Here is a 21,764-nt window from a genome sequence, read left to right as displayed (position 1 = left end):
AGCCGGGAAGTATCGAGAAATCATTCACGATCGCCATTTTCGCCACTCACGGGACTGCTCAATTGTTGCCGCACATCCTCAATGGCTGAATTTAACTGGGCGATCTTGGCCTCTAAACTACGACGGGCAATTTCAATACTGTGTTCGGCACTCTGTTCGATACTTTCAGATCTGGCCGCAGATTGGAGGATATCATCTTCATTGGCTGGCACGCTCTCTGGGTTTAAAGCATTGCGTTTAGAGGTTGCCAGCACTCCCACGATACCGCCGATCGCGCCGCCCACGATCGCGCCGAAAATAAATCCACTCGGAAATCCATCTCTTTGACTCATATTCCCCTAGCTCATCTTTCGTTCTGAGTTGTTCTTTCTTTTAGTTTAACGGTTTAAGTGCCAAAGGCGCGATCGCCAGCATCTCCCAAACCGGGAACGATATATCCTTTTTCGTTTAAAGTTTCGTCAATAATTGCCGTATAAAGATTGAGGTTGGGATAGGTTTGGCTCAATTTTTGCAAGGCGGGATGAGCGGTAACCACGCAAATCACTCGCATCAGTTCTGGGTTTGCCCCTCGTTGGGTCAATTCTTCGAGGGCCGCGAGCATCGACCCTCCGGTCGCGAGCATGGGGTCGAGAAGTAAGATGCGGGTTTGCGGATCGAAGCGATCGGGGAGTTTATTGAGATAACAACTGGCTTCTAAGGTTTCTTCGTCTCTCACCAAACCGAGGTGATAGGTCGTCGCAAGGGGAAGTAACGTTTGCGCCCCATCTAACAAAGCCAGTCCCGCTCGCAAAATGGGAACGATCGCTAAAGGTTGAGTCGGATCGATTAAGGTCGCAGGGGCAGGGGCAAGGGGCGTTTCTATCGTCGTCTCTCGAGTCGGCAACCAATGACGACAGGCCTCATAGGTCAACCACCGTCCCAGTTCGACGATCGCGCTTTTGAAGAGAACTGAGGGGGTATCGCGATCGCGGGCGACTCCCAGCCAATGCTTGATTAAGGGGTGATCGGGAACGTAGACGCGAAATTGCAAGCTCATCGTTATCGGGATTTTTGTCACAAACTCGACCAGTATACTGCAATTGCTCCGCGATCGGAAAATCTTCCCAGTAGTTGAGAAAATTTCTCATTTGCTATTGACATTTATTTTCAATAAGGTTATCTTGAATTCATGGTGTTCTCCTCTTATAGGAATACAACAAAGCGGGACGGGGCATGGATAGCAGCCGAGTCCCGTTTTTCTTCGTTTGGGGGTACACTGGGGATTGCTTTGAAAGAAGAAGGCTATGAATACCCCAGTTAAATCTGTACGAGAGAAAGAACCTGTCACCCATTGGGATGCGATCGTAGTTGGGTCGGGAATTGGTGGTTTAGTGACAGCGACGCAACTGGCGGCAAAAGGCGCAAAAGTGCTGGTTTTGGAGCGCTATCTCATTCCGGGAGGAAGTTCGGGATATTTTGAACGAGAGGGGTATCGCTTTGATGTTGGAGCCTCAATGATCTTTGGGTTTGGGACAGAGGGCACGACAAACCTGTTAACTCGCGCCCTTGATGCAGTGGGAATGAGTTTGGAGACCATTCCCGATTCCTGTCAGATTCACTATCATTTACCGGCGGGTTTGGATTTAAAAGTTCATCGCGATTATGAGAAATATTTGCAAGAACTGGGCAAACATTTTCCCCGAGAAAAAGCAGGAATTCGCAAGTTTTATGATGAGTGCTGGCGAGTCTTTAACTGTTTGAATGTGATGGAATTGTTATCCCTCGAAGAGTTGGGTTATTTAATGCGCGTCTTTTTCCAGCATCCCCTCGCTTGCCTCGGTTTAGTAAAATATTTGCCTCAAAATGTCGGAGATATTGCCCGTCGCTATATTAACGACCCAGTTTTACTCCAGTTTATCGATATGGAATGCTACTGTTGGTCGGTGGTTCCCGCCGATCGCACGCCAATGATTAATGCAGGAATGGTGTTTAGCGATCGCCATTATGGGGGAATTAACTACCCGAAAGGAGGAGTCGGTCAAATTGCCTTGAAATTGGTAGAAGGCTTGGAAAAGGCTGGAGGACGCATTCAGTATAAAGCGCGGGTGACAAAAATAATAATGGAAAACGGGAAAGCGATCGGGGTTAAGTTGGCAAATGGGCAAGAATATCGAGGCAAACGCATTATTTCTAACGCAACCCGTTGGGATACCTTCGAGAAATTATTACCCCCAGAAATGATGCCGAAGAAGGAAAAGAATTGGCAAAAGCGTTATCAGAAATCACCCAGTTTCTTGAGTTTGCATTTGGGAGTGAAAGCAGAAATTTTACCCGAGGGGACAGAATGCCATCACATTCTTTTGGAAGATTGGCAGCGCATGGAAGACCCAGAAGGAACAATTTTTGTCTCTATTCCCACCCTACTCGATCGCGACCTCGCCCCAGAAGGACACCATATTATTCATGCCTTTACACCGAGTTGGATTGACGATTGGCAAGGACTTTCCAGTAAAGAATACGAAGAGAAAAAAGAGGAAGCCTCTTATCGCTTAATTGAACGTTTAGAGGCAATTTTTCCCGGTTTAATTGCCGGTTTGGACTATCAAGAAGTAGGAACCGCACGTACCCATCGGCGCTTTTTAGGACGGGAAGATGGCACCTACGGACCCATTCCTCGACGCAAATTAATGGGGTTATTGGGAATGCCCTTTAATCGGACTTCGATTCCGGGTTTATATTGCGTGGGAGATAGTACATTTCCGGGTCAAGGATTAAATGCAGTGGCGTTTTCCGGGTTTGCTTGTGCTCATCGGGTGGCAGTAGATTTAGGTTTATGATGCAGGAAAGCGATCGCAATTCCTATCGATTAGTAATTTAACATTTTTTCAAAGAACATCCAGATGGATAGACTTACAATATACATTGAACAATCAATCTTTGTCTCCTCCCAATATGACCTACTTAGAAGCAACAGCACAGTTTTATAAAGAAGTTGCCGAAACTCCCGAAACAGGACTTTGTTGCATACAAAGCCCCCCACAACAATTTCCCGGTTTAAATGTCCCCAACATCATGTATGACATGAATTATGGGTGCGGAACAACCGTACAAGCCACCGAACTCGTCGGGCAGCCCAAAGTACTTTATATTGGTGTTGGAGGTGGTTTAGAAGCATTGCAATTTGCTTATTTTTCTCGCCAACCCCAAGCCGTTATTGCGGTCGATCCTGTCGCAGAAATGCGAGAAGCAGCCACGAGAAATCTCCTCATCGCTTCAGAAAAAAATGATTGGTTTGAACCTGAATTTGTCGATATTCGCGTCGGAGATGCCTTTAATTTACCCATTGCTGACAATTCAGTGGATGTAGTCGCGCAAAATTGTTTATTTAACATTTTTTCTCCAGAAGATTTAGCTCGAGCCTTGGGAGAAACTTATCGAGTCTTGAAAAGAGGAGGACGGTTATTAATGAGCGATCCTATTGCGACTGTTCCGATCCCCTTTCATTTGCGAGAAGACGATCGCTTGCGGGCCATGTGCTTATCAGGAGCGCTAACCTATGAAGAATACATCCAGCAATTGGTGGATGCAGGTTTCGGACAAGTTGAAATTCGGACGCGTCGTCCCTATCGTCTCCTCGATCGCCAGACTTACCAATTAGAAGAAGATTTGTTATTAGAAAGTTTAGATTCTGCTGCTTTTAAAATTCCCACTCCTCCCGATGGTGCTTGCATTTTTACAGGGAAAATGGCAATTTATCGAGGCAGCGAAGAAAATTTTAACGACGGTAACGGTCACATTTTACAGCGCGGCGTACCTCTGGGCATCTGTGACAAAACAGCAGCACATTTTACAACTCATTTTAGCGATCGCATTACTCTCACACCTTCGACTTGGCACTACAACGGCGGCGGTTGCTGCTAATATCAATTCACAAAATTAACCTTAAATCAGGGCAATACGCCAATTTTTGCCCTGATTTAAGGATTTAGCGTTTTGGCTCAACCTGAACTCCGATGAAAAAGGTATTTAAAAAGCGATCGCGATCCGGTATCATATACTCTTGGTTATTTAAGCTAGATTTTAGGTATATCTCGTGTTAGCTCAATTTCGTCTTAGTTTCCTATTGGCTGTTCTTTCTTGTCTTCCCTTTGTTCTACCTCAAAATCTTCGCGCTCAATCGATTGTTTCAGCTTCCGATCGCACTAATACGATAGTCACGCAAAATAATGATATTTATACGATTACAGGAGGAACGCGATCGGGGTTTAACCTATTTCACAGTTTCCAAGAATTTGGCTTAACACCTCACGAAATTGCCGATTTTATTACTCATCCTCAAATTAACAATATTTTAGGGCGAGTCGTGGGCGGAAATCCTTCAGTGATTGAAGGACTAATTCGCCTGAGTGGTGGAGATAGTAATTTATATTTAGTCAATGAAGCAGGATGGGTCTTTACTCGCGGGGCAAGATTAGATGTACCGGGAAGTTTTGGCATTTCAACAGCAAATCGGATTGGGTTTGACAATGGCTTTTTTAATGCCTCGGGAACGAATGATTATTCGTCTTTGACAGGCAACCCTACAGGTTTGTTTTTTGATACCCTGCAACCCGGAGTAATTGTGAATGGAGGTGATTTAGCAGTTAAACCGGGAGCAAATATTTATGCGATCGCGGGATCTGTATTCAGTACGGGAACATTTTCTGCACCGGGAGGAAATGTTACCATTGCCGCAATTCCGGGACAAAATCAAGTTAAGATTTCTCAAACCGGAATGCTTTTAAGTATTATTCTTGATGTCGAACCCGTACAAGCTGGAGACCGAGAAATCACGGGCTTAAAACTATCAGATATTCCTCGTTATTTGCTAGGAGAAAGCAAGACTGGATTGATAGAAAATACAGAAGGTACAGTTCACTTGGCCGATCGCAATATGCGTTTACCCGAAACAGCAGGAACGGTCATTATTTCGGGTGCGATCGCTACGGCAACGCGATCGCCAAACTTAACCCCGACCATTGATATTATTGGCAACAACATCGGCTTACTGGCTGCAAATTTAGATGCGTCTGGAGTCAATAACGGTGGCAATATTCGCATTGGGGGAGGCGATCGCGGCTCGAGTTCTCTTTCTATCGCAGAACAAACTTTAATCAGTTCCGATACCATGATTCAAGCCAATGCTTTAACTTCTGGCAACGGGGGACGAGTGATTGTTTGGGCAAACGAAACCACTCGCTTTCATGGAGAAATTGCAGTACAGGGCGGTCAAAATGGAGGCAATGGGGGATTTGTTGAAGTTTCTGGAGCAAATTTTTTAGACTTTCAAGGTCGCGTCGATACTTCTGCTTCTCAAGGAGAATATGGGACATTATTACTCGATCCCACGAATATCGAAATTGTTGCCAGTGGGGGCAACACCAACAATACAACATTGAATTTTAGCGATACACCTCTGGATGCCAAATTAAATGTAAGTTTGATTAACAATGCAACAGCAAATGTAATTTTAGAAGCGACCAATCGTATTACTGTTAGTAGTGCGATCGCCCTATCAACAGAAGGAATCGGATTGCAGGCATCTGCGAATAATGGCATTATCATCAACGCCAACATCACGACAAACAACGGTTTTGTCAAGTTGAATGCCGATGCCGATAATCGTAACGGCGGAGAACTTGCTCTGAATAATGCGGCGATCGCCACGGAAACCGGAGATATTACCCTCATCGGTCGAGGAACAACAGGTTCTGACGGCGGCGGGACAGGAGGAACAGGAATTGCGCTCAATAACAGCAGTTTGACCACCACAAGCGGCAATATTTCCCTCACAGGGGTCGGTGGCGATGGCGGTACGGGAACCCACGGTGCAAATGGTGCAAATGGTGGCGTAAATACTTTGGGAGGTGCTGCAGGAACAGATGGAGGAAGCGGTGGTAATGGAGGAAGCGGAATTTCCCTGACTAATAGCTTAATGAGTTCTACAAATGGTTTAGTAAGTTTGATTGGAACGGGTGGAAATGGTGGCAATGGTGGAATTGGCAGTGGTGGGAGTGGTGGTGGTAGCAATACCGGTGCAACTCTCCCCTTGGGGGGAAATGGTGGAACAGCAGGAGGGAATGGAGGTAGTGGTGTAGGGGGTAGCAATACCGATCCCGGTGGTGGCGGTGCAGGTGGTCGTGTGGGTGGAGGCAATGGTGGCGGGGGTACTGGGAATGGATCGGGGGCAAAAAAACGAGCAGGAGGTGGCGGAGGAGGAGGAGCTTTGGGAGGTGCTGGCGGCTCGGGAAGTTCAGATTCTAGCACTCCTAGTAACGGCAATGTAGGTGGAATAGGTGGTGGTGGTGGTGGTGGCGGTACTTCTAATACAAATGGTGGCGGCGGCGGTGGGGGTAGCGGTTTAGGCGGTGGGGGCGGTGCTTCTGGTGGTGGAAATGGTGGAAGTGGTGGCGGAAATGGCGGAAATGGAGCAACAGGTAACACTGCTGGTGGAACAACTAATAATGATGGGAGTGATGGAGGGACAGGGAACGGTAATGGTGGTTTTGGCACAACTGGCACAAATAACGGACAAAATGGTTCTGCTAATGGACAAGGTGGTAATGGTGCGCCTTTGAGTGGTGGTGATACAGGTGGTGGCGGCGGCGGTGCGGGTGGTAATGGCGGTGACGGGGGAAATGGGGGAGAAGGACTAACTTTGATTAGCGGCCAGATTTTTACCTCTCCGGGGAACTTAACCCTCAATGGGACGGGAGGAAATGGGGGAAGTGGTGGTAATGGCGGCGGTGGCGGTGGCGGCGGTCGCGGTGTTGGCGGTGGCGGTGGCGGTGGTGGCGGTGCTGGTGGAATGGGAGGTACGGGGGGTTTTGGTTGGTCGATCGCAGGGGATTTTCAAATTCTCTCGGGGTTTGCAGAGTCTAGCACTCTCACCCTGATACCCGCAGAGATCGGTATCCTGTCCATTACATTGAGTCAACTAGAAATCGAAGATAGTGCAACGATCGCACCGAGTTGCCTTTCTCCTGTTTCTTGGGAACTTTTCACAAAAGTGCCAAGAATGTTGGCAGCGCAATTACCAGAAAATTGCGCTTCATTCGAGTCTTTCTAAATCAAAGTTGCTGGAGAAAAAGAGCGCATTCACCCAAGACAAAACGATTTCCATTCTCGATTATCCTACAGTCATTGAGAAAGAAATTAATAAGCGCCATTCGTCGTTATTATCGTCAAGCTGCACTTTATCTTCGGGAATATAAAACAGTTTGTGACGAACCGACTTGGCTAAATTATATGAATTTGCTGCGCGATCGCTATGTTTTTTTGCGCTCTCTTTTTAGCCAATCTTTACGAGACGTTAGAAAATTACAAGCTATCGACTCATTATGCTCAAAAGCATTTAGCGCTTTCACGGCAAATTGGCGATCGCAGAGGAGAAGGTGCTGCGTTACATTCTTTGGGAATTGCTTTACTCGAGCAATCCAAATTTTCTAAGGCACTAGATGTATTGCAGACGGCACTAAAGATTTTCCAAGATGTTGAGAGTCAAAGTGAAGAAGCTCAAACTCTTGCGGATTTAGGAGTAATTCACCCGGATGGAATTTCCTCTATTGTTCTAACAAGTCATACTACGAATTGGCACATTGACCACTTGCAATACGGTTGACCTCACGAAAAACGCATTTTGTAAAGTTTCGTAAATCAAAGCGATCGCCTGCATAAAAATTTCGGACATCACCAAAGAAATATTCAGAGGGCATATTCCCGATTAGTTATTCCCATTTGTTGAGTTCAAAAGTATCTATCATGTCCGATCGCGCCCAACAACAGCAATTTTCCGACAGCGAAATCGATCTCCTCGAGTCACCTTTTGGTCTCTTCACCGCAGGAGAGACTGGAAAAGTGAGTTTCGACCTACTCTTTGAGAAAAATCGAGTCGGTGGAGACTTGGGATTATTTCGCTTGCAGGGAATGGAATCCCTAGAAGTTGACTCGGTGGAATTCAAGCGAGAAGCAATCCAACGTGCCAAAAGTCAATCGGTTTTAGGTCGCTCGATTTTTAGCGATCGCACCTCCATCGATGCGACTCCCAAAACGCAAACCGTACAAATGAATCCGGGAGAGACCTTTGCACTGGTCTTTTTTCCCAAAAATAGCAAAGGCGCGATCGCCAATCCGACCCCAGTTTTATCCCTCAATGCCGGGAAATTTGCCGATGTAGGAGATGGTTGCACGGTGGCGATGGACATTGCTAAAAGTAGTCAGATTGATGCTTTAACAGGACAATTAGAGCGTCTCTATACCGATTTGATTTTCCGGGTAGAAGGAGCAACGGGACAACTTGAAAAACTGGATGTATTGGTAACATCAGAGCAGGATTGGCGTACAACTTCTTTTGGTCAAGAAATTCTCACTTTTACTGCAAAATCTGTTGTTGAAATGCAAGAGCAAAGTGTCGTTGAAGTAGAGGAAGTTGAAACAGAAGCGATCGATTTGTTTGTTGATGCTGGAGAATTGGAAACGAAGTCCGGTTTTGAATCTCAGATTTTTAATGAGAGTAATGGTGAAACCGAGAAGGACGATCGCGAAATTGTTAACGATTTACCTCAAGAAGATTCTGGCAAAGATCGGAGCGAAATTGAAAGCGAGAATAATTTCGGCGACGCGATCGAGATAGAGGAAAATAGTTCGAGTTCTTATTCAACTCACAAACCGATAGAAAACAAAATTGAAACAACGCGATCGCATTCCGGCCAATTAGAGCAAACTCAAAAAATTCCCGACCATCCCTTTGCTTCGGGTGTTTTTACCGTCGGAGAAACTGGCGCAGTGGGAATTAATTTTCTCTTTGACGGCGGTAAGTATAAGAGCGAATTGGCAATTTTCAGCCTCGAAGGAATGGGCGAATATAAATTTGGCTCGACAAAATTTATTGAGGAAGCGACCCATCGCGCCCTGAGCAATTCTAAATCGGGCTACGTGGTCATTCAAGACCATGAAGAAGGAGCAAAATTTGAGGGGGAATTGGGAGAAAAAAGTTGGAATAAAGGAGAATATAAAGGCATTAAAACGTTCCAAATGGAAGCAGGAACTCAGTTCGGAATAATGTTAATTCCGAATGGAACAGTGAAGCAAGCCAACAAAAATCCCAAAATTGGCGGTGCGAAAAAACCACTCTTTTCGATGGCACTGGCCGGAAAAGATTACGGGCAGATTGCCGATCTTAACGGGGAAGGGCATACCTTTGCGATGGAGGATGTACAACCGACTCATAAATGGTTCGATCGCGATTATAACGACATTATTTTTCAAGTTAAAGGAGCGACGGGAACGGCGCAATCCTTCGATAATGCTATCAATCCAGAGAAAGATTGGCGACAGACACTCCTCGGTCAAGAAATTTTAGAGTATATTAAAACCCCCGATCGCGCCCCGGAAAATTTGCGTTTACTCAGCGATCGCCTTCATAATCCCGGCGAATCCCTTTCCTTTTCCGGTTGGGTCATGGATGCAGACGGTGGCGCAGATATCGATCGCGTGGATTTATGGTTGCAAAAAGATGGTGGTGAATGGCAGGATATTGACGATGCGACGGATTTTTCCGTCAATGGCGATCGCGCTTTCTTCCATCACGAATTGGGAGCATTAGAACCCGGTCACTATCACCTTAAAGCCATTCCTCGCGATCGCGGCGGTGCGGAAGGAGAAGCCTACGAACAAACCTTTACCGTACTCGGGGACAAACTTTCCAACCGCGTGAAATGGGCGATCGAGCGATCGATGAATTTGGATAGTTACGATTCCCAAGCCTTGCAAGCTACGCAGAAATGGTTGGTCAGCGTGCGATCGGGATCGTCTGCACTGCAACTGGCGGAACTGCTGGGCGCTCGAAATTTGGGGGCAACAGGACGCATTCCCAATACCCATACGTGGGAGTTTCCCCAAGGGACGGATCCGCAGGCGATCGCAGATTTGCTAGAGGGAACCGTCGGGATCGAATATGCCTATCCTCTCGTCGCCAAAAAGGTAGAGTTTTATAATACTCCAACCAATGAACCCCTCGTCACTAATGGCAGCCAGTGGCATTTACAAAGTAACGGCCAATTCGATGCCAATATTACCGAAACATGGTCAAAGCATGGCGTTTATGGCAAAAATGTCACCGTGGGTATCGTCGATGGTGGCTTTTCGGTTGAAGATTCTCACAATGAGACGCATCCGGAGTTTGTATCTAATTATCGGCAGGATTTAAGTTGGGATTTTGACGAGCAAGATAATACGCCTTCGGGTTTGTTGCGAGGGACGGCGGAATTGCCCCGGGAAAGTACAATTTTTCCCCATCCGTGGAAGGTCAATCATACCTTGCATTCTCTCGTGTTGGGGACGATCGAGCAGTTGTCTGTGGAAGTAGAAATCGACCATCCCGATATTGGCAGTCTGGATGTTAAATTGGTGAGTCCTAATGGCGATCGCATTGCCTTAAATCTCGATGGCGATGGGGAATTCGAGGGGGAAGTGACAGCTTTTAACGGACAGATTGCCGATGGCGATTGGAAACTGGAGATTGTCAACCCCCAAGAGATCGGTTTTATCAAAGAGTTTCGCTTGAACTTCACGACCGAGGATCACCACGGCACAAAAGTAGCCGGAGTCGCCGTCGCAGATGGGCGCAATAATCTGGGAGGTAGCGGTGTTGCGCCAGATGCAGAGAAAGCGTTTTTGCGGCTGGGAAGCGATGGCTTGACTTCTGAAGAGGTAGAAATCGGATTAAACCATGAGGAGAATCAAATCGATATTTTCAGCAGCAGTTGGGGATTAGCGAACATTTTTGACGTGCTTCCGGGAGGAGAAATTGCCCTCGAATACGGTGCGAAACAGGGACGGAATGGGTTAGGAAACGTGCATCTTTTTGCTGCCGGGAACAATCAAAAAGATAACTGGGGCGTTCATCGTTACGGGAATGTCAACTACAATGCTTTTGCCAATTCTCGCCATACTATAGCCGTCGGCGCGATCGACCATACCGGAGTGCAGGCAACCTATAGCGCCCCGGGTGCATCCCTCATCGTTGCGGCGCACTCCAATTCTGGGAAAAAGGATGGCAGCGATCGCCCCATTGTGACGACAAAGCAATATAGCGATGATAGCAACCCAGATAACGATTATACGATTCGTTCTTATGGCGAGGTGGGGGAAGATTTTGGCGGCACTTCGGCGGCGACTCCCCTCGTGTCGGGGGTGGTGGCGTTGATGTTGGAAGCGAATCCCGATTTAACGGCGCGGGACGTACAGGCAATTTTAATCGAAACGGCACAGAAAAACGATCCTAACGATAGTGATTGGGTGCAAAATAAGGCAGGATACTGGGTCAATCACAAGTATGGGTTTGGTGCCGTCGATGCTGATGCGGCGGTGGATTTGGCGAAAAATTGGGTTTCCCTCGGTCGAGAGCAAATGTTTGGGGGGAAAGCGCGATCGGGGGAATTCATTCCCGATCTGGAAGATGAGAACGATCTCAAACCCCTCACTTCCGAGATTGAAATTTCCCCCACCACCGATTTGGCGGTGGAGTGGGTCGAGATCGAATTTGTGGGCAATCATCAGTATTTGGGGGATTTGGAAATTGTCCTCATTTCTCCCGAAGGAACGCGATCGGTGCTGGCGGAACAGCATTATGATGCGAAGAAATACGGCCCGAGCGATCGCTTCTCCAATACTTACCATTGGTTCTTCACGTCGGTGCGGCATTGGGGGGAGTCGTCAACGGGAACGTGGAAGTTGCAGGTAACGGATCGATTTGTAGGCAACAATGGTTTTGACAATCCGCAGAATGTACATCACGCCAACATTTTGACGGGTTGGCAAATCAATCTTTACGGCACGGAATTCAATACGCCGCCAGAAGCGTCGCCTCTCAATCAATCTCACAATTACACGGAAGATGTTCCTTTAATGTTGACTCCGATTTTTGTAACGGATGCGGATGGAGATAATATTACGGCAGTATTGCAACTATCGGATGCGAGTGCGGGAGAGTTGCGGAGTGGAAGCGCGATCTCGAATAATGGGATTTTGACGTTAAGCGGTTCTATTGGCGAGATGAATGCGCTTTTAGCAACGGTGCAGTTTGTGCCAACGGAGCATTTTAACGGCAATTTGGTTGTTGAAACTTCGGTGACGGATGGAAAAATTGGCGTGCCTTTGCAAGGTGCGATCGCGTTAACGGGGACTCCGGTAAATGATGCGCCGACGTTGGAGGAAGTGGCGTTAAGTGGTGCGATCGCGGGGCAACCTTTGACGATTTCTCATGGGGATCTCCTCGCTGCGTCTAATGCAACTGATGTGGAAGGAGATGCGATCGCTTTTGTTATCGAGGCGTTGAATTCAGGGACTTTGACGCACAATGGGAATGCGATCGCTTTGGGAACGCAGATTTCCGACGGGGATGTGTTGGAATGGACTCCCGAGGGTCAGGGGGATGATATCTCTGCGTTTAGCATCAAGGCGACGGATGGGATGGATGCGTCGGCAAATGCAGTTAATGTGACGGTAGATGTTGCTGACTCTTATACTCCGGTTAAGATTGGCGATGAGTTTGCTATCAATACCCATACGATAAATAAGCAAGAAGGTGCTTCTGTGACAGCGTTGGAGGATGGAGGATTTGTCGTTACGTGGAGTTCTTGGGGACAAGATGGAATGCAGCATGGGATTTACGGACAGCGACACGATCGCCACGGAAATAAAGTGGGAGACGAGTTTCAAATCAATACCACAACCTACCAGATGCAAACGGGGGCGAATGTCACAACTTTGAATGATGGGACTTTTATCGTAACATGGCATTCTTATCTGCAAGATGGTTCGGATGAGGCCATTATCGGTCGTCGCTATGATGCTCAAGGCAATCCTCTCACGAATGAGTTTCAAATCAATACTCGCACGGAGTTCGACCAAGAGGGTCCGAATATTGCTTCTCTTACAGATGGAGGATTCGTAGTGGTTTGGCACACGGATGAGGATGGGAACAATGGTTATGCAATTTATGGTCAGCGTTACGATCGTAATGGCGTACAAGTTGGCGATGAATTTCGTGCCAATACTCATAGTACCGGAGGACAAATTACGCCTCGGGTTGCCGGGTTAAATGATGGCAGTTTTGTTGTTACTTGGTGGTCTCAGGAGCAAGATAGCGATTATAGTGAGGTTTATGCCCAGCGATACGGCAGTGATGGAAAAGCGATCGGAAACGAGTTTCGGGTGAATACAGAAACGATGTATAGCGAAAACGATCCGGCTATCGTTGCCTTAGAAAATGGTGGTTTTGCGATCGCTTGGACTTCTGGAATTCCGGGTCAAGGGATTTTCAATGGCATTCACGGTCAATTGTACGATCGCAATGGGAATGCTGTCGGGGGTGAGTTGCAACTCAGCGATACGAGTACGGGACAGTACACTCGCTGGCCGAAGTTGACGAGTTTGCAGGATGGCAGTTTTGTGGCAACTTGGGAATCGTGGTCTGATGGGGAAGTTTACGGACACCGATTTTCTGGGGATGGGACTCCTCTTGGGGAACAGTTTCGGGTGAATGATTACACCGACGGGGCGCAAACTGGCGGGACAATGGCAACGCTTAAAGATGGCAAATTTGTCACTACATGGACTTCAGAGGGTCAAGATGGCAGCGAAACGGGTGTTTACGGGCGCATTTTTGAGGTGACGGCGGCGAATGTTGCTCCCACTTTAAGCGCGATCGCAACGCTAACGGGTGCGATGACGGGACAACCTTATACGATTACCCATGCAGATTTGTTGGGTGCATCCAATGCGGTAGATGCCGATGGAGATGCGATCGCTTTTGCGATCGAGTCCTTGCTTTCGGGAAGTTTGACCATCAATGGAAATGCGGCGAATGTTGGCGATGAAGTGACCGCTACGGATACTTTGGTTTGGACTCCAGACAGTGCGGGGAATGACGTGGGGGCATTTTCTGTAAAAGCGAGTGACGGTCAATTACTTTCGGGAAATGCTGTTACTGTTGGCGTTGATGTGGTTAGTATCGCTCCTCCCAATATCGTCACCAATACCAAGGATAGCGGTGCGGGTAGCTTGCGGGCAGCAATAGAATGGGCAAACGCTAACCCCAGCAGCAATACCATTACTTTTGACATTTCTACCACAGACCCCGGTTACAATGCTGCAACGGGTACCTTTACCATTCAACCCCTTTCTGCTTTACCCGAGATTACTGACGCGATCGCGATCGATGCCACCACTCAACCCGGATTTACTGATAAACCTACTATCGAACTCGATGGCAGTTTAGCAGGCAATGGGGCGCATGGGTTGACTCTGAATGCTGCAAATAGCACCATTCGGGGATTTGTTATCAATCGCTTCGACGGCAGCGCAATCCATTTCAAAGGTGCGGATAATAATACGATCGCAGGCAACTATCTCGGCACCGATGTCACGGGGGCGATCGCTTTGGGCAACCAAGGATCGGGGATTAACGGTTACGGTACGGGGAATATTATCGGCGGGACAAATGACAGCGATCGCAACCTCATTTCGGGCAATCAAGCGGGTGGGGTTTACGTCTCAATGGGAAATACCCAAGTTATTAACAACTATATCGGTACGAACATTGCGGGAACACAAGATTTAGGGAATGGTTTTGGGGTTCGCTTTCACCACCATGCCGATAATGTCGTGAAAAATAACTTGATTTCTGGGAATGACAGTTATGGGATAGTTTTTGATGGCAATGGTTCGGAAAATAATATTGTACAGGGGAATTTTATCGGCACGAGTGCTGACGGGATGAGTGCGATCGCGAATGGGGGCGATGGAATTCTGCTGACTACTTCCACAAATAATATTATCGGCGGTACGACCTCAGAAACCCGCAATCTCATATCGGGGAATGGGGAATCCGGGATCTATATCCGCAATTTCCAAACTTTCTACAGTACGAACAATCAAGTCTACGGGAATTATATCGGCACGGATATTACAGGAACGCAGAGTTTGGGGAATGGGACATTTGGCATTAAAATTCGCAGCTATGACAATGCGATCGGCGGGACGAATGCGGGGGAAGGAAATGTTATTTCTGGCAATACTCTCGATGGGGTCTTTCTCGAAGGAGAAAATAATACAATTGTCGGCAACCAGATCGGCATCGATCAAAATGGTATAAATGCGTTGGGGAATGGCAGTGATGGCATTCAAATTGGTAAAGATGCGGAAGCTGCAAATCAGAATACAATACGCAGCAATACCATTGCATTCAATACCAAGGATGGCATTTTCCTCAATCAGGGGATCGAGAATATTTTCTCGGAAAATAACATTTATAACAACGATGGGGCAGGAATTGCCTTTAAACCCGGATATAATACCAATGAGGCTCAAAATGCTCCCGTGTTGGCTTCAGCGACAGTTAACGGCGCGACAACGACCATTGAGGGAACTTTGAGCGAAACGCCGAATACTGCCTATCGTTTGGAATTCTTCGGTAATCCCGATAATGATGGCGAAGGCTTTACTTTCTTGGGTTTTGAGGAAGTAACGACGGATGGAAATGGCGATGCAAGTTTTAATGCCAGTTTGTCGGGACTGGTGGGGGGTCAGTTCGTGACGGCGACGGCGACGGATGCAGAGGGGAATACTTCCGAGTTTTCTGGGGCGATTGAGGTAGAGTTACCGCCACTGCCAACGCAACAAGTAACAGTGACAGTGCATCGCATTAAAGAGGTGGATAATATGGATTTGTTTGGTGATGCCGATTTCCGCACGACGATTGGCATTAATGGGGCGGGTTGGACGAGTCCCATTCAACACAATCGAAATGATATCAGTCCCAATTGGCAGTTTACGCAAGACGTAACGGGGACGGCAATTCCCATTTCTCTCAAGGTGGAAGAAGAAGACACAATCTTTGGTTCGGAAACGTTTGAAGATGTGGATGTTAATCCTCAATCGGGAAATACGTTAAATCTCACTTACAATCTGCTGACGAGAGAAATTACGGGGTCTGGCGTGAATGGCGTTGCAGGACAACAGATTTTTGTTCGCGGTGGGGGTAGCGGTGACGATCGCGCCGATCTCTGGTTTAGTATCGATGCCAATACACCGCCGAGTTTCAGTCAAGTTACGCCGTTAACAGGGGCTTTTGCGGGGCAAGGGTTTACCATTACCTATGCCGATCTCTTAGCTGCGTCGGATGCGACGGATGCGGATGGTGAGGCGATTTCGTTTGTCATTGATTCGTTGACTTCGGGGACTTTGACGAAAAATGGTACACCCGTGAGTCAGGGGACAACTTTGGCGCAGGGTGAGTCGTTAGAGTGGACTCCAGACGGTGCGGGGGATGATGTGGCGGCGTTTGCGGTGAAGGCGACGGATGGGAAGGCTGTTTCTGGGGATGCTGTGAAAGTAGCGATCGATGTTGCTGCACCTGTTGCCCCGGTTTATAAGATTGGGAATGAGTTTCAGGTTAATAGTTATACAAATGGACAACAATCATGGCCAGATATTACCGCTTTATCAGATGGAGGATTTATTATTGTTTGGAAATCTTATATTCAAGGTAATAACGCTCGTGGAGCATACGCCCAACGTTATGATAGTCAAGGGAATTCTGTGGGGAATGAGTTTCAGATCAACTCTCACAATAACACCGGTATGGCTACATCAATAACGGCGTTAAACGATGGAGGTTTTCTTGTTACAGGAGAATCAATGGGGCGAGATGGTAGTAGTTATGGAATTTACGCCCAACGTTATGATGTTCGGAGTAATCCCGTGGGTAATGAGTTTCGGGTTAACTCTTATACTAATGGTGCACAGTATCGTCCATCAGCAACAGCATTAGAAGATGGAGGCTTTCTCATTGCATGGGAATCTATAAATCAAGATGGTAGTGGCGATGGAATATACGCTCAACGTTATAACAGTCAGAGCAATCCTGTAGGAAATGAGTTTCAGGTTAATTCTTATACTGATGGTGAGCAATATTATCCATCAGTAAAAGCATTAAAAGATGGAGGCTTCCTAATTACATGGACTTCTAGTAGTCAAGATGGTAGTAGTGATGGAATATATGCTCAACGTTATAACAGTCAGAGCAATCCTGTAGGAAACGAGTTTCAGGTTAATTCTTACACTAATAATGATCAGCAGCACTCATCAATAACAGTGTTAGAAGATGGAAGTTTCGTGATTACTTGGGATTCTCTGAATCAAGATGGCAGTAAAAATGGAATATATGCTCAACGTTATGATAGTCAAGGGAACTCTGCTGGTGGTGAATTTCAGGTTAACTCCTATACTAATGATTGGCAGAGCTATCCATCAGTAACAGCCCTAGAAGATGGGGGTTTCTTGATTACATGGGAATCTATAGGTCAAGACGATAATAATCGTTGGAATTACGGAATATATGCCCAACGTTATGATAGTCAAGGGAACTCGGTTGGTGGTGAATTTCAGGTTAACTCCTATACTGATGAGTCACAAGCTATTCCAACACTCACGACATTAAAAAACGGAGATGTTGTAATTGCTTGGCATTCTAAAAATCAAGATGGCAGTGATTGGGGAATCTTTGCCCAACGTTTCGGAGTAACCCCCACAACACCCCAAGCCCCACAACCCGCACCCCCCAGCCCGAGCGTTTTCCACCACCTCAACCAAGCCTATAACGGTTTGCAAGATAGCCCCTTGCCAGAGGGTGCAATGCAAGTAGAAACCTTTGAGGATGGGGTTTTGGATGCTCTTGGTGTTGTTGCTTCTGCGGGTTCTCTCGCTCCTTCCTCTCACTCTATCGAGGACAATGGCAATAGTTGGCAGATGAACCAAGAAAGTCTCACTCTCACTTTTGACTCTGACCTCCTCGGTGCATTACCGACCCGTGCGGGAGTCGCCGTCACGGATATCGCCAACGCAGACATCGGTACCGTTGCAATGGAAATTTTCGATTCTCAAGGGGTTTCTCTCGGAGTCACCCAACCCGAAGCATTAGGGACGGGCGATCGCTTTTTTGGAGTCGAATACGAGGGGGGAATTTCCAAAGTTATCGTTACCGCAAATAGCAACGATTGGAACATTGACCATTTACAATACGGTTAATGGATATTGAGAGATTAACGGTTTGTATCGGGATCCGCCGAGGATTAAAAATCCCCGTCTCATAGGAAAAATCCATTAAAATGGATTCGGGCAAGGGAGATCGCTCGGGGGACAATAAGACCCAATCTAAAGCTATGATTAGCTCATGCGATCGCCCTCATCTTCCCCCAATCCTCTTCAGAGGATTTCTCCTATGAGACAGGGAATTCCATTCCCTGGCGGCTCCGATGGAGCGGGTAAATGCTTAAATAACGTAATATCGACCACTTACAATACGGTTAATGGATATTGAGAGATTAACGGTTTGTATCGGGATCCGCCGAGGATTAAAAATCCCCGTCTCATAGGAAAAATCCATTAAAATGGATTCGGGCAAGGGAGATCGCTCGGGGGACAATAAGACCCAATCTAAAGCTATGATTAGCTCATGCGATCGCCCTCATCTTCCCCCAATCCTCTTCAGAGGATTTCTCCTATGAGACAGGGAATTCTATTCCTTGGCGGATCCGATGGAGCGGGTAAATGCTTAAATAACATAATAATTATGGCATATTGGTGTTTATATTATCATCTTGTTTGGGTGACAAAAAATCGGCGATCGCAGTATTAGAAAAAATTGAGAATCGAGATAATTTTCCGTCCTTTCATTCTTACAGCGATCGCATTTCACAACCTTAAATCCGTTAAAATAAAGTGCGAATTTGGAGATCGAACATGGTTGTTGCAAGTCCCATCATCCAACAATTAACCCTCTTAGAGTTTTTACAACGTCCAGAAACCAAACCCGCAAGCGAATATATCAAGGGAGCAATTGTTCAGAAACCCATGCCTCAAGGAAAACATAGTCGCATTCAAAGTCGCCTGTGTGCGGAAATTAATCAAGCTGGCGAATCGCAAAAATTGGCTTTGGCATTAACCGAGATTCGCTGTACATTTGGAGATCGCTCTGTTGTACCCGATATAGCCGTTTTTGCATGGGAAAGAATCCCCAAAGATGAGAATAACGAAATTACTAATCGCTTTACCATTCCCCCCGATTGGACAATTGAAATATTATCCCCCGAACAATCGGCAAATCAAGTTATTGAAAAAATTGTTTTTTGCTTGCACAATGGCTCTCGGTTAGGCTGGCTGGTAGATCCCAAAGATCGCTCCGTGATGGTTTTTCAAGGCGATCGCTTGCCCGCCATCAAATCCGGTGACGATAGTTTACCCGTTTTAGAGAGTTTGCAAGATTGGCAACTATCGGCAGAAGAAATGTTTAATTGGTTGGTTTTTTAAGAAAAAGAACATTGAGCCACCAAACCCCCCATTCTGGGCAACTCTCATCGAGATGCGCGATCGCATTTGCCCGACGCAAAATTAATGGGAAATAGCGCATAAAAATCCCCGCGAATCCTAGAGAGAAAAGAGAAGCATATCGAGGAATCATGATGCACTCTGTCAACAATGGATTCTTAAAATTGGCCGCGCGATCGCTTTTTGCCAGTGGTGCAATCGCGATCGCCCTGAATTTTGCCCCCTCTGCCCTCGCCGCTAAATTCGCCGATTTTCTCTTTATCGTCGATGAATCGGGATCCATGAGAGGGGAACATCTCTGGCTGGAAAATACCGTAATGGAACTCGAAGCCAGCTTGAAAGCCGCAGGAGTCGGCGCGGGAATCGAAAGCAATCGTTTTAGTTTGGTCGGCTACGGCGGACGGCAAGGCACCTTCGGCAATAGCATTCTCATGAATGGCAATCTCTTCGGTTCTGCCAATGACTTATCCAACGCAACCAAAACCCTTCAAGTCGGAGGCGGTTTTGAGGATGGCTATGCTGCCATAGATTTTGCCCTGAGCAACTATCCATTCCGCCCAGATGCCGCCGTGAATATCGTTTTGATTACCGATGAAGATCGCGATCGCGGTCAAGCGATCGGCTTCAACGATATTTTCCAAGATTTGCAGTCAGAAAACGCCCTGCTTAATGCCGTAGTCAATCACCATTTTGCCGATGCCTCCGGACACAGTGCCATTGGCGTAGATTATCGCGGCGACGCATTTGTCGCTGACGGTACGGGAGGTCATGCCACCAGCGCAGGAGGTATAGCCACGAATGGCGCGGGAACGACCAAAATCGATTACGTCGATTTGGCGTGGGCGACGGGAGATAATAATATCGGCGGTGCAGCTTGGAATCTTAACGTCCTTCGTTCTGGCGGAAGCGCCGCAGACTCATTCACCTCTGCTTTTGTTGCCACGAAAACAAAGGAGGTGTTATCCATCGGCGAACCTCCCACAACCTCCGTACCAGAACCCGCTTCTCTCTTGGGTTTGCTGGCAATGGGTTCTCTTGCGGTCAGGTCCCTGATGAAACGCGATCGCCGTTCTGAGAGTTAACAGTGCAACCTTCCGACTTTTTCCGCATAATTTTTTAAATTTTTCCCAAAGAAAGTAATAGAACAAACGACGAATCGATCTCGTATAACCTTTTCAATTGAAGAGGTTGAGAGAGAAATTCGCGTCAACTTGTAATGACTGAAGAGGCTTAAATTATGTTGTTTGGTTCGCGTCAGAAAAAACGCTCGAAACCTCAAGGATTTCAACCGAAAAAGAATGCCAAAACCCTCATTCTCGAACCCTTATTAACGCCGATGGGAGTCTTGGATGGTTTCGGAGACGAGATGCCCGAATTGGTGGACATTGAAATGCCCGATGCGGGGGATGTGGAGATCCCAGAACCCGCAGATTTACATTGGGAAGCCCCGATCGCACCTGTCGAAGACCTCGAAACCGAACCTCTCTCTTTTCTCAGTCTCGAAGATGCGGCAATGACTCCCCCTCACGTTATCGATGATTGCGGCATTCCCGAATTTGAATCCGGTGTCTTTACCGTTGGCGAAACCGGAGAAGTTTCCATCGATTTCCTCTACGATGGCGGTAAATATAAAGGTGAACTGGCGATTTTCAGTTTAGAAGGCATGGAAGACTTAGAACCCGGTTCTCGGGACTTCGTTGAAACTGCCGCTACCCGCGCCGCCAGCAATACGGAAATGGGCTATACCGTCATTAGCGATCGCGCTGAGGGCGCTCGGTTTAGCGGCGATTTAGGCGAGCCGAAAGACTGGAATTCGGGACAATACCTTGGCGAAAAAACCTTTACTATGCGATCGGGCGATAAGTTCGGTATCATGCTCGTTCCCAATGGCACGGTAGATGATGTGATGGAAAATCCCGAGATTGGTGGCTCGAAAACCCCTCTCTTTTCTCTCTCAACCGCCAACCCCGAAGATAATCTCCAAATGGGTCAGATTGCCGATGTAACAGGAGATGGCAGCACTTTTGTCTTTGAGGACGTTCGCAGCGACCATCAGTGGTTTGACGAGGATTACAATGATTTCGTCTTCAAGGTTAAAGGTGCGACTGGAGAAGCGATCGACCTCGATGAAGTTATCGATCCGGCTGATGATTGGCGGGAGACGGAGTTAGGTCAAGAAATTCTCGATTATGCGATCGATCCGGTAGATGATTCCAATCCCGATCCGGTAGATGATTCCAATCCCGATCCTGTGGATGATTCTAATCCCGATCCGGTAGATGATTCCAATCCCGATCCGGTAGATGATTCTAATCCCGATCCGGTAGATGATTCCAATCCCGATCCGGTAGATGATT

Annotated in this window: 12 protein-coding genes; 9 read left to right on the top strand and 3 right to left on the bottom strand. The window is 47.1% G+C overall.

The window, feature by feature from the left end:
- Window positions 1-20: 20 nt before the first annotated feature.
- Window positions 21-332 carry a ssl2009 family thylakoid membrane protein gene (locus tag AC6RV6_RS03125; RefSeq protein ID WP_500238854.1) on the bottom strand — a complete coding sequence of 104 codons (312 nt, stop codon included), beginning with the start codon at window positions 330-332 and terminating at the stop codon, window positions 21-23.
- Window positions 333-385: 53 nt separating this feature from the next.
- Window positions 386-1,036, bottom strand: coding sequence for a uracil phosphoribosyltransferase (upp, locus tag AC6RV6_RS03120; protein WP_500238853.1), 651 nt, complete (start codon window positions 1,034-1,036; stop codon window positions 386-388).
- A gap of 247 nt (window positions 1,037-1,283) precedes the next feature.
- Between upp and crtH the strand changes: the two genes are divergently transcribed.
- From crtH to AC6RV6_RS03085, 7 genes are all read left to right on the top strand, one after another.
- Window positions 1,284-2,816, top strand: a complete 1,533-nt coding sequence (gene crtH, locus AC6RV6_RS03115) for a carotenoid isomerase (RefSeq protein ID WP_500238852.1) — start codon at window positions 1,284-1,286, stop codon at window positions 2,814-2,816.
- 115 nt (window positions 2,817-2,931) lie between these two features.
- A complete protein-coding gene (gene arsM / locus AC6RV6_RS03110; RefSeq protein WP_500238975.1) occupies window positions 2,932-3,900 on the top strand; it encodes an arsenosugar biosynthesis arsenite methyltransferase ArsM in 969 nt (322 codons plus the stop codon).
- Between the two features lie 172 nt (window positions 3,901-4,072).
- Window positions 4,073-7,087 carry a two-partner secretion domain-containing protein gene (locus AC6RV6_RS03105; protein ID WP_500238851.1) on the top strand — a complete coding sequence of 1,005 codons (3,015 nt, stop codon included), beginning with the start codon at window positions 4,073-4,075 and terminating at the stop codon, window positions 7,085-7,087.
- Between the two features lie 201 nt (window positions 7,088-7,288).
- Window positions 7,289-7,639, top strand: a complete 351-nt coding sequence (locus AC6RV6_RS03100) for a tetratricopeptide repeat protein (protein ID WP_500238850.1) — start codon at window positions 7,289-7,291, stop codon at window positions 7,637-7,639.
- Between the two features lie 140 nt (window positions 7,640-7,779).
- Entirely contained in the window at window positions 7,780-18,108 is a 10,329-nt protein-coding gene (locus tag AC6RV6_RS03095; RefSeq protein WP_500238849.1) for a S8 family serine peptidase, read from the top strand.
- Window positions 18,109-18,663: 555 nt separating this feature from the next.
- Entirely contained in the window at window positions 18,664-18,786 is a 123-nt protein-coding gene (locus tag AC6RV6_RS03090) for a hypothetical protein (protein WP_500238848.1), read from the top strand.
- 36 nt (window positions 18,787-18,822) lie between these two features.
- Window positions 18,823-19,389, top strand: a complete 567-nt coding sequence (locus AC6RV6_RS03085; RefSeq protein WP_500238847.1) for a Uma2 family endonuclease — start codon at window positions 18,823-18,825, stop codon at window positions 19,387-19,389.
- Here the strand turns inward: AC6RV6_RS03085 and AC6RV6_RS03080 are convergent.
- Window positions 19,370-19,540 (bottom strand): hypothetical protein, encoded by a 171-nt coding sequence (locus AC6RV6_RS03080; RefSeq protein WP_500238846.1) that lies wholly within the window; start codon window positions 19,538-19,540, stop codon window positions 19,370-19,372. The two genes, AC6RV6_RS03085 and AC6RV6_RS03080, sit on opposite strands and share 20 nt — an antisense overlap.
- Here AC6RV6_RS03080 and AC6RV6_RS03075 point away from each other — a divergent pair.
- Complete coding sequence (locus tag AC6RV6_RS03075; protein WP_500238845.1) at window positions 19,539-20,489, top strand: vWA domain-containing protein; 951 nt, start codon at window positions 19,539-19,541, stop codon at window positions 20,487-20,489. The two genes, AC6RV6_RS03080 and AC6RV6_RS03075, sit on opposite strands and share 2 nt — an antisense overlap.
- Before the next feature lie 155 nt (window positions 20,490-20,644).
- Window positions 20,645-21,764, top strand: a 1,120-nt coding sequence (locus tag AC6RV6_RS03070) for a DUF4114 domain-containing protein (protein WP_500238844.1), incomplete at its 3' end; no start/stop codon positions are given.

This window comes from Spirulina sp. LEGE 11439, from assembly GCF_059821285.1.
The sequence above is the reverse complement of the archived record's forward strand: the minus strand, read 5'-3'. Positions and strand labels throughout refer to the sequence as shown.

Bases quoted from the DNA above. Each gene is read 5' to 3' on its own strand.
- arsM (WP_500238975.1), top strand. From the start codon at position 2,932: ATGACCTACTTAGAAGCAACAGCACAGTTTTATAAAGAAGTTGCCGAA.
- crtH (WP_500238852.1), top strand. From the start codon at position 1,284: ATGAATACCCCAGTTAAATCTGTACGAGAGAAAGAACCTGTCACCCAT.
- AC6RV6_RS03095 (WP_500238849.1), top strand. From the start codon at position 7,780: ATGTCCGATCGCGCCCAACAACAGCAATTTTCCGACAGCGAAATCGAT.
- AC6RV6_RS03075 (WP_500238845.1), top strand. From the start codon at position 19,539: ATGATGCACTCTGTCAACAATGGATTCTTAAAATTGGCCGCGCGATCG.
- upp (WP_500238853.1), bottom strand. From the start codon at position 1,036: ATGAGCTTGCAATTTCGCGTCTACGTTCCCGATCACCCCTTAATCAAG.
- AC6RV6_RS03080 (WP_500238846.1), bottom strand. From the start codon at position 19,540: ATGATTCCTCGATATGCTTCTCTTTTCTCTCTAGGATTCGCGGGGATT.
- AC6RV6_RS03100 (WP_500238850.1), top strand. From the start codon at position 7,289: ATGTTTTTTTGCGCTCTCTTTTTAGCCAATCTTTACGAGACGTTAGAA.
- AC6RV6_RS03085 (WP_500238847.1), top strand. From the start codon at position 18,823: ATGGTTGTTGCAAGTCCCATCATCCAACAATTAACCCTCTTAGAGTTT.
- AC6RV6_RS03125 (WP_500238854.1), bottom strand. From the start codon at position 332: ATGAGTCAAAGAGATGGATTTCCGAGTGGATTTATTTTCGGCGCGATC.